The organism is Emticicia sp., from assembly GCF_043780375.1.
In the GTDB taxonomy this organism is placed as follows: Bacteria; Bacteroidota; Bacteroidia; order Cytophagales; family Spirosomataceae; genus Emticicia.
Map to the genome: position 1 here is coordinate 1 of NZ_JAYWCU010000132.1, position 12,239 is coordinate 12,239.

At 34.3% G+C, this 12,239-nt stretch carries 14 protein-coding genes and 1 pseudogene; 13 read left to right on the forward strand and 2 right to left on the reverse strand.

Features of this window, described 5'->3' with window-relative positions; all coding sequences use genetic code 11:
- Positions 1 to 987, forward strand: a pseudogene (locus ACH2CJ_RS10540) (DNA gyrase/topoisomerase IV subunit A); the annotation flags it as partial.
- A gap of 83 nt (positions 988 to 1,070) precedes the next feature.
- On the opposite strand, the gene ACH2CJ_RS10545 reads toward ACH2CJ_RS10540, so the two are convergent.
- Entirely contained in the window at positions 1,071 to 1,301 is a 231-nt protein-coding gene (locus ACH2CJ_RS10545; protein WP_394992733.1) for a PspC domain-containing protein, read from the reverse strand.
- A gap of 198 nt (positions 1,302 to 1,499) precedes the next feature.
- On the opposite strand from ACH2CJ_RS10545, the gene ACH2CJ_RS10550 reads away from it, so the two are divergent.
- From ACH2CJ_RS10550 to ACH2CJ_RS10570, 5 genes are all read left to right on the forward strand, one after another.
- A complete protein-coding gene (locus ACH2CJ_RS10550) occupies positions 1,500 to 1,694 on the forward strand; it encodes a cold-shock protein (protein WP_394992757.1) in 195 nt (64 codons plus the stop codon).
- 330 nt (positions 1,695 to 2,024) lie between these two features.
- Positions 2,025 to 2,432, forward strand: coding sequence for a hypothetical protein (locus tag ACH2CJ_RS10555; RefSeq protein ID WP_394992735.1), 408 nt, complete (start codon positions 2,025 to 2,027; stop codon positions 2,430 to 2,432).
- Between the two features lie 12 nt (positions 2,433 to 2,444).
- Positions 2,445 to 3,107, forward strand: a complete 663-nt coding sequence (locus tag ACH2CJ_RS10560) for a hypothetical protein (RefSeq protein WP_394992737.1) — start codon at positions 2,445 to 2,447, stop codon at positions 3,105 to 3,107.
- Between the two features lie 46 nt (positions 3,108 to 3,153).
- Positions 3,154 to 3,963: a sensor histidine kinase gene (locus tag ACH2CJ_RS10565; protein WP_394992739.1), complete on the forward strand. Its 810-nt coding sequence runs from the start codon at positions 3,154 to 3,156 to the stop codon at positions 3,961 to 3,963.
- An 87-nt stretch (positions 3,964 to 4,050) separates the two neighbouring features.
- Positions 4,051 to 4,701, forward strand: a complete 651-nt coding sequence (locus tag ACH2CJ_RS10570; protein WP_394992741.1) for a response regulator — start codon at positions 4,051 to 4,053, stop codon at positions 4,699 to 4,701.
- A gap of 128 nt (positions 4,702 to 4,829) precedes the next feature.
- Here the strand turns inward: ACH2CJ_RS10570 and ACH2CJ_RS10575 are convergent, their stop codons facing one another.
- Positions 4,830 to 5,219, reverse strand: a complete 390-nt coding sequence (locus tag ACH2CJ_RS10575) for a RidA family protein (RefSeq protein ID WP_394992743.1) — start codon at positions 5,217 to 5,219, stop codon at positions 4,830 to 4,832.
- Between the two features lie 170 nt (positions 5,220 to 5,389).
- On the opposite strand from ACH2CJ_RS10575, the gene ACH2CJ_RS10580 reads away from it, so the two are divergent.
- The 7 genes from ACH2CJ_RS10580 (at position 5,390) to ACH2CJ_RS10610 (ending at position 12,152) form a co-directional block, all read left to right on the forward strand.
- Positions 5,390 to 5,935: a nucleotide exchange factor GrpE gene (locus ACH2CJ_RS10580; RefSeq protein WP_394992745.1), complete on the forward strand. Its 546-nt coding sequence runs from the start codon at positions 5,390 to 5,392 to the stop codon at positions 5,933 to 5,935.
- Between the two features lie 78 nt (positions 5,936 to 6,013).
- On the forward strand, positions 6,014 to 7,156 hold the full coding sequence (gene dnaJ, locus ACH2CJ_RS10585; RefSeq protein ID WP_394992746.1) for a molecular chaperone DnaJ: 1,143 nt from the start codon (positions 6,014 to 6,016) through the stop codon (positions 7,154 to 7,156).
- Positions 7,157 to 7,474: 318 nt separating this feature from the next.
- On the forward strand, positions 7,475 to 7,858 hold the full coding sequence (locus ACH2CJ_RS10590) for a PQQ-dependent sugar dehydrogenase (RefSeq protein WP_394992747.1): 384 nt from the start codon (positions 7,475 to 7,477) through the stop codon (positions 7,856 to 7,858).
- Positions 7,859 to 7,891: 33 nt separating this feature from the next.
- Entirely contained in the window at positions 7,892 to 8,077 is a 186-nt protein-coding gene (locus tag ACH2CJ_RS10595; RefSeq protein ID WP_394992749.1) for a hypothetical protein, read from the forward strand.
- Between the two features lie 24 nt (positions 8,078 to 8,101).
- Positions 8,102 to 9,226: a hypothetical protein gene (locus tag ACH2CJ_RS10600; protein WP_394992751.1), complete on the forward strand. Its 1,125-nt coding sequence runs from the start codon at positions 8,102 to 8,104 to the stop codon at positions 9,224 to 9,226.
- 234 nt (positions 9,227 to 9,460) lie between these two features.
- Entirely contained in the window at positions 9,461 to 11,659 is a 2,199-nt protein-coding gene (locus tag ACH2CJ_RS10605) for a B12-binding domain-containing radical SAM protein (RefSeq protein ID WP_394992753.1), read from the forward strand.
- Positions 11,660 to 11,846: 187 nt separating this feature from the next.
- Complete coding sequence (locus ACH2CJ_RS10610; RefSeq protein WP_394992755.1) at positions 11,847 to 12,152, forward strand: biopolymer transporter ExbD; 306 nt, start codon at positions 11,847 to 11,849, stop codon at positions 12,150 to 12,152.
- Positions 12,153 to 12,239: the final 87 nt, after the last annotated feature.

The following is a 12,239-nucleotide window of genomic DNA, read 5'->3' on the forward strand; positions in this document are numbered from 1 at the left end:
AAAGACATTATTTACTGCTCGGTTTTTCGCAAAAATGATGAGCGAAAAATTTATAATGCTATCTATCTCGATGGGAAAACGGGCACTTCTTATGCCAAACGTTTCTTTGTAACGGGCATTACTCGTGACAAAGAGTACGATGTTTCGATGGGAAACCCGAAGTCGAAAGTATTGTATTTTACTGCCAATGACAATGGCGAAGCCGAAAGTGTTTCGGTTAATCTCACTGCCAATTCGACCGCTAAAAAGAAACAATTCGACTGGGATTTTTCGACACTTACAATAAAAAATAGAAGTTCGATGGGTAATGTTTTGACCAAGTTTCCAATCAGAAAAGTTGTGTTGAAATCTGTAGGAAAATCAACACTTGGAGGCGTTGATATTTGGTTTGATGCTGTAATTGGCAAACTTAATCGTGATGAACATGGTCAATATTTGGGCAATTTTGGTTCAGATGATAAGATTTTGGTCATTTATAAAGATGGACAATATGAGTTTACAAATTTCGAACTGACCAATCGTTACGAGCAAAAGGATATACTCAAAGTAGTGAAATTTGAACTTGAAAGACCTATTTCTTGCCTGCATTATGAAGGTGAAAACAAGATTTATTATATCAAGCGTTTCAAGATTGAAACGACTACGATGGATAAGAAATTTTTGTTCATTGCTGATACCAAAAATTCACGGTTACTTGCTGCAAGTTTAGATAAATATCCGAGAATGGAAATCAAAACCAAAGCGGACAAAAAGGCTGCCATCGAAAAACAAACAATCAATGTAGATGAGTTTGTAGAAGTACGTGGCTGGAAAGCAATCGGACAAAAAATAAATACTTATGAGATAGTTGAAGTAAAAATGCTCGAACCAAAGGCTGAAGAAATTATAGTGACGACCATTCCACTGGTTATTGATGACAGCCCAATAAATGAAACTGAAAGCACTGATAATCAAGAAGATAGCGATAAACAGTTAGCGTTGTTTTGAAAATTTCAATGTTCGGGATATTTTTTTGCATCAGTGATAATGTTTTAATTTGCCGAATATCGAAAATCAACCATCTAAACAAATCAAAACTCCCAAACAGTTGGGTTTTGATGACGGCGAAGATGTTTTCGGACTTCCATCCAAAAAGCTAAAACTAAATAAATAATAATTGGAGAGCCAAAAGTGAAGAAAGAGGCATAAATAAAGTATAATCGAACGCTTCCTGCCGAAAAACTCATTTTTTCGCCAAGTCGTGAACAAACGCCAAAAAGTTGGTTCTCTACTAAATATCTTAATCGTCCTGTTTTTAGCATTTTCTGTGTAATTGAGTACGAATGTAGTTAAATTTTTTTTTCTATCAAGTATTTGATAATAGAATAATAAAAAAACTTATGGTTTTGTACAAATAAATATAGGTTTAGTACAAATATTTTCTTTCAAAAACTTGTTTTGTTTTGAAAAAGACGTACATTGCAATTCATTTATTTACTTCTTTAATTTATTTTATTGTAATGCAAACAGGCGTAGTAAAATTTTTCAACGAAACTAAAGGTTTTGGTTTTGTCGTTGATGATGCTTCAGGGCAAGAAATCTTCCTTCACGTAACAGGTCTTAACGGTGTAAAAGTGCGTGAAAACGATCACATTGAATACAATGTAGTTGAAGGTCGCAAAGGTTTGAATGCAGTCGACGTGAAAAAAATATAGTTTTTTTCTATTTAAGATTGAGTTCAGTGCCACAGCCCTCGTTCAAGTGAAAACTTTAATGAGGGCTTTTGTTTGTTTTTAGTGTAAAAAAGCTACGTATATTTACGATATTCATTAGGGGTTTTTACTTGGTATTGAATTGAAAAATGGTATAACTATCTAATTATCAATTGTTTAAGTGTTAAACTAAATCGTTGTAGTTTTGCTTTAGAACAATATATTTGTATTTTTGATGTCGTGTATTCAAACTGTCTATCAATAATGAAAAAATTAATCAGACTACTGAAAAGACTATTTTTTCTATTTTTCAAATCAAACAACCCCAACCCCATGAAAGAAAGACTCCTCAACGCTGGCTCATTTTTCAGTATGTCCACCATTCGAGCTTATGTAAAAAACGCACTTACTCATGTAAAGTCAAACAAAGCATCATCAGAAGTATTTACAGAAGAAGATGGTGATATAAGAAGAGCCGAACTTTTTGGGAAAAATGTTATTAACAAACTACTCGCTGATAAAGGAGGAAAAGAAGTAGTTGGTATAAGAATTTACTATGGTCATGCTCCCGAAGATGCCGATGGCAATATTAAAGATAGTGGAAAACTACGACCACGTTTATTTTTAGTACCCGTAGATGAAAATGGTAAAGACATTGAATTTGACTCATCAGCTTTAAAAGATGAACCAAATGGCGATGGAGCAGGAGGAGGCTCTCCTTGCCCTAAACTGTGTGCATAAAATAAATTCGGTATGTGGGAAAAATTACTATCTTTAATAAATAAGTATCCTATTGTTGAAGTTTCAGATTTAATCTCCATTATTCCTATAATAATTGGGGTTTTCTTTTATAAATCACTAACAAAAGAATTTAAACTACTCTTATATTTTTTAGTAGTTTATTTTCTTTTCGGTTTATATTCAACATGGTTGTCGGTTTTAACAAAAAACAATATACATATATTCAATTTTGTTGAAATTTTAGAGATTTCTACTTTGTGTTTGATTTTTTTTCAATTAAATAGTCAAAAAAACAAGCGTTTTTTGATGATAATGCTGTTAGGTAGTGCTATATTCGTAGGGTTTTGGAAATTTGATTTTATTGAATTTGCTTACTTTCCCTATGTTTTGAATAGACTATCGTATGTTATTATTGTGTTCATATATTTTCACACATTATTATCCGAAATATCTGCAAAAAATATACTTACACACCCACCATTTTGGTTGTGTGCAGGTTTAGTTATTTATTCTACGGGAAGTGTTTTAATTTTTTTATTTGGGAAACAAATATTTTCTATCAATGCTCCTGATAAATTATTTTTACTATTTTATAATATTATTTCTATAATTAATATTATGTTTAGGCTATTAATTGGTGTATCATTTTTTGTAAGTAAATATGAAAAAGAATAATTTTCTTTCAGATTATTGTAATTTTGAAAAATATTTGCAGTAGTACATGCTTAATCAAGAAAATCAATATACACTAATCATCATCGGCACTTGCCTATTACTTTTGATGGGGGTAGTATTGATTGTATTTGTGGCATACTACCAACAAAAACAGCTTAAAAAAGATATTCAACAACAACAACAGATACAAGAATTAAAAGACGAAATGCAACGCCAACTTTTGGAGTCTGCCTTAGAAGTACAAGAGGTTGAGAGAGTACGCATAGCCAAAGACCTTCACGATGAAGTTGGGGCAATGCTTTCGGTTACCAAAATGAGCTTTAATCAGTTTCTTCGCAAAATAGATCATACACCTGACATCGCTTTGATGGGTAAACAAACCAGAGAATTATTGGATGAATCAATCGGTCATGTGCGACGTATTTCAAAAGAATTAGTGCCAAGTACCCTCGAAGAATTCGGTTTAATGTCGGCAATTGATGAATTTATTCAAAAAATTCATTTAGCTGCGGGTGTTTTGTTTGTTTTTAGCCACGAAGGTATTGAGGCAAATAAGCGGTTTGATAAAAAAATAGAATTAACAATTTACCGAATTGCACAAGAATTAGTCAATAATGCACTTAAACACGCTGAAGCCGAACAAATTACTTTAAAATTATCAACCGAAATTAACAAAATAATATTTATATTTACCGATAATGGTAGAGGGTTTAACGTCGAAAGCGTACGAAAAGACCCAAAATCAGGTCTGGGTATGAGGAACATTGAGAGCCGTTTGAGTGTTATCAATGGTAAATTAATTATGAAATCAGTACTTGGACAAGGCACAAATACCTTCGTAGAAATTCCTTTATAGTGCTGAGTAAGTGTTTCTAATCTATACTTTAGTTTTGTTTTTTTCTCTCAGAATTCAGAACTATAATGTCCCTGACCAAAAAAAGTTATGCCAAAAATTCAGATAGCAGTCGTAGATGACCACGGTTTATTTCGGAAGGGAATAATTTCTATTCTGCAACAAGTGCATGATTTTGAGGTAGTGATGGAAGCTACCAACGGTCAGGAATTTTTAGATAAACTGCCAGATCAACCTATTGATGTGGTGTTGATGGATTTGCAAATGCCAGTACTTGATGGTATCAAAACGACTGAAATCGTGCGAACAAAGCATCCAGAGATTAAAGTATTGATATTGTCGATGCACGACGAAGACCAATTTGTTTTGCATTTGATGGAAATTGGAGCAAATGGTTATCTATTGAAAGACACTGACCCGGAAGAAGTTGAAAAAGCCATCAGAAAAGTGCATGAAACCGATATTTATTTCAGCGATTTTGTGAGCAAAATAATGCTCCGCAAAATGAATCGCAAAACACAGCAAGAAAACAAAATCTTCAACTATAAAACCGACCTTTCGGAGCGTGAATTACAAGTTTTGAAATATATTTGCGAAGGCCTAACTACGGCCGAAATAGGCGATATTGTTGCCCTAAGTCCACGAACAGTAGAAGGGCATCGCCTCCGAATGATGGAAAAACTTCGTCTAAAAAACACGGCAGGTTTAGTGGCTTTTGCTATTAGAAATAATTTGTGTTAAGTTTTTTAGATATGAAAATAGGGAATTTGAATTACGAGACGTTGATTTCGTACCTAATATTCTAAAATCATCGTGTAAGATTTAAACTATTACCTTTTCTCAATATAAAACCTCTATCATCTTTAAATCTACTTGCTCAACACTGCCGAAAATTCAATTTCTACCAAATAGTCTTTATCAATCAAAGCACTTACTTCTATCATTGTGCAGCAGGGCTTAATTTCACCAAAAAATTCGCCGTGTGCCTTACCTATTTCTTCCCAAAGTGAAATATCTGTCGTGTAAATTCTGGTACGAATCACATCACTTAATTTTGCTCCTAATTGCTCTAATACTTTTTCGACTTTCAAAACAATAAATTTTGTTTGAATATAAACATCATTTTTTCCAACAATCTCGCCACTTCCATCAGTCGAAACAGTACCTGTTACTTCAATAATATTACCAATTTTCACTGCACGTGAATAGCCAACGATGTCTTCCCATTTTGCTCCTGTGGATATGTTTACTCTTTCCATTATTTCGTTTTTTTTAATATTTTTCTATGCAAGTATATAATTATTTTAAATTGTCTTTCAGTCATTTTCTGAAAACTGTCTTAAATTGACTGTTTTCTGCCATCTTGTCAGTAAATTTTCTATTGGCAAAATAATTGTCGAAATTTGCACAAAATAAAATAGATTACAAAATGGCAGAGAATATAGAAGAACAGGAACAACCGACAAATAATAACGAAGAGTTGTTGGAAAATAATGAGGTCTTGGACATCGACAGTGAGGTAGTTGAAGAAAGTGGCTCAATTCTCGAAGATAAACTTGCAGAGGCTAAAGACAAATACTTACGTTTATATGCCGATTTTGAGAATTTCCGCCGTCGCACAGCCAAAGAAAAAATAGAAATGATTCACAATGCCTCGGAAGGTTTGATTAAAGATCTCATTCCAGTAATTGATGATTTTGAACGTGCCAATAAATCCTTTGAAACTGTTTCCGAAATAGAACCTTTAAAAGAAGGTATTGCGTTAATATTCAATAAATTACAAAAAACATTGGCAAGTAAAGGCTTAAAATCAATGGATTCCAAAGGTCAAGACTTTGATGTTGAATTGCACGAATGTATCACCCAATTTTCGGCTGGCGAAGAAAATAAAGGTAAGGTTATCGAAGAAATTGAAAAAGGTTATTCCCTAAATGAAAAAGTTATTCGCTACGCAAAAGTTGTGGTAGGCTCTTAATAATTGAATGAGTGAATGATAAAATGAAGGAATAAAATAAAAAATTGACTCATTCACTTACTCGCTCGTTGAAAAAATATGGCACAAAAGAAAGATTATTACGAATTATTGGGCGTTGTCAAAAACGCTTCAGATGATGATTTAAAAAAAGCCTACCGAAAATTGGCTGTTCAATACCATCCTGACAAAAACCCAGGAGATAAAGTAGCCGAAGAAAAATTCAAGGAAATTGCTGAAGCCTACGGTATATTGTCTGACTCGGACAAACGCCAACGTTATGACCAATTTGGGCATCAAGGCGTAAGTGGTGCTGGCGGTGGTGGAGCCCAAGGAGTAAATATGGAGGATATTTTCGGTAGTGTCTTTGGCGATGATAGCCCATTTGGTAGTTTTTTTGGCGGCGGCGGAAGACGTGGTGGACAACCCATGCGGAAAGGGTCAGATTTGAGAATAAAACTTAAGCTCGACTTAGAAGAAATTGCCAATGGAGTTGAGAAAAAAATAAAAGTAAAACGCTATGTTTCGTGTAATTCTTGTTCAGGAAATGGCTCAAAAAATGGCACTTCGCTAAAGTCTTGTGCTACATGTAATGGACAGGGTCAAGTACGAAAAGTGGTAAACACTATGCTTGGTCAAATGGTTTCGACTAGCCCTTGCCCTACTTGTCAAGGTGAAGGAAAAGTGGTTACAGAGCGTTGCGATATTTGTTTCGGCGAAGGTCGTCAACTCAATGAAGACTTATTGAGCATAAAAATTCCTGCGGGTGTAGGCGAAGGTATGCAACTCTCAATGACTGGAAAAGGAAATGTGCCAACTCGGGGAGGGATTGCAGGCGATTTGCTTATTGTGATTGAAGAAGAGGAACATCCAGAATTGAAACGTGACGGGAGCAATATTATTTATGAATTACGAATGAATTTTGCCGATGCTGCTTTGGGAAAAGATGTTGAAATTCCAACTGTAGCTGGTAAAGTAAAAATCGTTATAAAAGCCGGTACTCAATCGGGCGAAATTTTACGCCTGAAAGGTAAAGGATTGAAAGAACTCAACAGCTATGGTGTAGGTGACCAATTGGTTCATGTAAGCCTTTTTACACCTACCATAATTAACGCCGAAGAACGAGCAATGTTAGAAAAAATCAGGATTTTGCCAAACTTTCAGCCAAGAACGGACAAAAGCGAAAGAAGTATTTTCGATAAAATGAAAGATTTCTTTCATTGATTAGTAATAGATTTAAACTCCCTCTTCAAAATCGAAGAGGGAGTTTTTTTTATTTAGGCTTAGAGGTTGTTTGAGTTTTTTTGCTGGAAAAAAAATGTGCTTTTTTGAACTAGGAGTAAGTTAAAAAGGTGCATTTTGAGCCCAAATCAAAAAACTTAAACAAGCTCTTAGATAAAAACAAGCAACTTTGCATCTAAATACACAGGATAGATTTAGGGAATAAAATAAATTTATTTAAAGGAGCATTAATTTTTTGAATCGAAACTGTTTAGCAACATATTACTTATTTTTGTTTTGAAAATCTTCAAAGTAACCGAAATGAGTAAAAATATAATGCTGTATTTACGATTGATTATTTTATTGATGCTAATCTGTTCAAAAACTCAAGCTCAACCCTCTCGATTTATTGATGAAACAATCTCTAGCAACTGGAAAACTCCGGTAGGCTTGACCTTTGATACCAATGGTAGGATGTATGTTTGGGAAAAGGGCGAGAAGGTTTTTATTGTTGAAAATAACGTAAAGCAAGAAACGCCAATCATTGATATTAGCGAAGAAGTACTTGATTATGGCGACCACGGATTAAATGGTTTTGCTCTTGACCCCGATTTTCAAAAAAATGGCTATGTTTATTTAATGGACGGTGCATTAGCTGTTTCGTCTGAAAAATTTGCTTTAACGATTGCTCCCAATCCCACCTAATCTTCGAATGATATTTTTCCGATCAATGAAATTATGAATCGAAACTTAAAAATGACACTTTTTCAGACAAATGGAACGTTATTAGTAGAAAATGAAGGATATTGGCAAGAAATTAATCCTTTACTTGATGCCGAACTGGAAAGGGTAGGAGAAGGGTATTTTTTATTGAATATTAGCTACGAAAACTTCTCAAAAACGTTTAAAATTTTTAATAATTAAGCCAAATAATCAGAAATGTTCCACATGAAAAGTATTATTTTGAGTCTTTTTGCTCTATTGATTAACCTAAAAACGATTGCCCAAAGCCTTTTTATCGGTCAAGATGAGGAGGCTATTTATGACTATTTTCATATCGAAAAAAATGATGATTGCCTTACTTACCGTAATTTTCCGCAACCTGTTGGCTTGACACAATATATTGATATTTTTAAATTAGGCGGACTAAAAACTTCCATTGATAAGGGTGCTGGTTCGAATTGTGTAAAGAATATTTTAGACGATGCTTGTCTAAAAAAGTATGGAAAAAATATCCCTTTTGATATGGCGATTGGCTTATGGATGAATGATGAAGTAGAAATGCAAAACCTTGTCAAGGGAGTATATGATGTCAAAATTAATGAATTTGCCGAGTTTTTGAAGACATATCCAAAAGTAAAGTTTTATCTAAGAATAGGCTATGAATTTGATGGAAATTGGAATAAAGCCTACGAAGACCGCCGCAGATATGTGGCGGCTTTTCAGCGGATACATGATGTTTTGAGAATTAATTATGAAAAGAGTAAAACTGCTAAAAATTGGCTTTCAGTTTGGCAGGCTTGTACTTCACCTTTGGACGATATCATGGAAAATAAAATTGAAAATCTTGGCGATTGGTATCCAGGTGATAAATATGTTGATTTTTGTGGACTTTCTTGGTTTTTGACAGGAACAAAAATTTCTCCGAAACACACAAATAGCACTAATGTAGTTTACAAACGTAGCCAACGAAGCTTAGCCAATGAAATGGTTTATTTTGCCAATTATAAAAATAAACCAGTAATGATTTGTGAGGCAACTCCACAAGGATATAGCCTAAGCGGACTTTATAGGAAAAATATTAGCCCTTTGTGGGATGGAATTGCAGGACAAGGAATGGTTAAACTCACACCACTACAAATTTGGAATGAATGGTATAAACCTTTCTTCGATTTTATTGAGAAAAACAAGCAAACTATCAAAGTTGTAGCTTATATCAACCAAAATTGGGACGAACAAGCCATGTGGGCGTTACCAATGTCTGCTACTTATTGGGGCGATTCTCGCATTCAAGCAAATGACAAAATTAGTCAATGGTGGTCAGAAATGATTTCAAATACTTGGGTGAAATGAAACTTTCTACTCCATGCCTCAATTGCAACGCTAATAGTCGAAATATGCGTTTTTAGTTCGTACGTAAAATTGGTAAGAATCTGCATAGATTTAACAAGCATATTTTTGCTAATCCAAATAATATTTGGAGAAAACTTAGTTTTTGCCAACTTGTCCTACACCCATTCTTCACCTTTTTGTTTGAAAATGACTACCTTTGAGCTTATTTCGTAATGATAAAATTGGCTGCAAGATTTGAATAAGACTGTTTTTGCTATAACGCCCCCATTTACCCAACTGAATACACCGTATCCAGCAACTGCATATATCAAGGGCTTTCTGAATACAAAAAATATTTCATGCTTTCATGCTGACTTAGGAATTGAAGTTATTTTAGCATTGTTTTCAAAGAAGGGATTGATAGAGTTGTTTGACCCCCTAACTCCTGATGGAGGAACTTTTTCAACGAATGTCACAAGAATAATTGCACTTAAAGATGATTATATCAATACGATTGATGCCGTTATATTATTTCTGCAAGGCAAAAACCCTACTTTATCGCACGTGATTTGTCAAGATAATTTCTTGCCAGAAGCATCTCGTTTTGCCCAACTCGACGACCTCGACTGGGCTTTTGGCTCGATGGGAAATCAAGACAAAGCAAAACATTTGGCAACGCTTTATCTCGAAGATATTTCAGATTTAATCATGGAATGTATCGACCCACACTTTGGTTTTAGTCGCTATGCAGAGCGTTTGGGGCGTTCTGCCAATAGTTTTGATGAATTATATGACATTTTACAGCAAGAATACACCTACATAGATAAACTTTTAATAAAAATTTTGGAAGTGCGGATGAAAGAACTTTTGCCTAAAATGGTGGCTATTTCAGTGCCTTTTCCGGGAAATTTATATAGTGCTTTTCGTATAGGGCAATGGGTAAAAAAACATTATCCGACCGTAAAAGTAGCAATGGGTGGTGGTTTTGCTAATACTGAACTTCGCTCACTTTCTGATGCTCGTGTTTTTGAGTTTTTTGATTTTATAACGCTTGATGATGGCGAAGCACCAATCGAAAACCTCGTAGAATATATTGAGAATAAACGCCCTTTAGAACATCTGAAAAGAGCTTTTACCCTAATTAATGGCGAAGTTTCATACATTAATAACAGTACAATAAAAGATTATAAACAATCGGAAGTTGGTACGCCCGACTACAGTGATTTATTATTAGATAAATATATTTCGGTAATTGAAATTGTTAATCCGATGCACCGAATGTGGAGCGATGGACGTTGGAATAAACTGACTATGGCTCATGGTTGTTATTGGGGGAAATGTACTTTTTGTGACATTTCGCTTGATTATATAAAAATATATGAGCCAATTGCCGCCAATTTGCTCTGCAACCGCATGGAAGAAATGATTGCCCAAACGGGCGAAAATGGTTTTCATTTTGTGGATGAAGCCGCTCCACCAGCCTTGATGCGAGCTTTGGCTTTAGAAATATTACATCGAAAATTGACCGTAACTTGGTGGACAAATATTCGATTTGAAAAGAGTTTCAGTCGAGATTTGTGTTTGCTACTCAAAGCCTCTGGTTGCATTGCGGTTTCGGGTGGCTTGGAAGTTGCTTCCGACCGACTTTTAGATTTGATTCAAAAAGGCGTAACAGTGGCACAGGTCGCACAGGTTACCCGAAATTTTACCGAAGCAGGCATCATGGTTCATGCGTATTTGATGTATGGTTTTCCAACACAAACTGCCCAAGAAACTATTGATTCGCTCGAAATGGTGCGTCAAATGTTTGAAATCGGCACTTTACAATCTGGTTTTTGGCATCAATTTGCTATGACGGCACATAGTCCAGTTGGATTATATCCTGAACAATTTGGTGTAAAAAAAGAAAGTAATATCATCGGTACTTTTGCTAATAACGACATTGTGCATAGCGACCCGACAGGCACCAATCATGATGAATTTAGCTACGGATTAAAAAAATCTTTGCTTAATTTTATGCACGGAATTTGTTTTGATTATCCACTTCAACAATGGTTCGATTTCAAGGTTCCACGCACAAAAATCCCTAAAAACTACATTGAAAATGCCTTATTAAATGAAGAACCGTTTACACTAAAACCTTCTGCTAAAGTTGTTTGGTTAGGAAAAAAACCTTCGATTAATTATACAAATACTACAAAAAAAGGACAAGTTTTTCAAACAGCCAATCTAATTTTTTACGATAAAAAAGAAACCTTTAGCATTAAAGTCAATAAGATACAAGGCGATTGGCTCCGTGAAATTTTGGATAAAATTTCACCCAAAAATGCTAAAACTTATACACTGCAAGAAGTAAAAACTGACTATGAAACTGCAGGATTAGAAGATTTTGAACTATTTTGGTATAACAAACCTACTATTACTTTGAGAGATTTTGGATTATTGGGCTTGTGAGCCTGTTAAATTTTTATATACAAAAGCATATAAATAGTGGCATTTTTAGAAAGAAGATGCCTTTTTTTGTACAGTTTTAACGAGAAAGATGACATTTTAAATATATTTTCAAGTTTTATTTGAAAATATAAAAATATAATTAAATATTTGTCTAAATAATTAATTATTCAAATAAATGTCTAAAAAAATGTCAGAAATCACAACTAATACTCGCCAACCGAGGGTAGATATGACACCAATGGTAGATTTGGGGTTCTTACTTATCACCTTCTTTGTTTTTACTACTACATTTTCATCGCAAACCATGATGAAACTAACGCTGCCAGATAAAACAGATAAAACTGGTCCATTGATTAAATACAGAAATACTCTGACCTTGTTACTTGGGAAAGATAATCGGATATTCTGGCATCAAAAAGGATCAAATGACCTCAATCCTGCAGTTTTAAATGAAACAACTTATGGTATGGCATTGAGTCAATTAAGGGGTTGAGTAAAAGTAATCGTGTTTTTGTATATTTGTCAAATGATGCCAAAAAGATATATTCAATTAACTGATTTTGAAAAGGAACAACTTCAA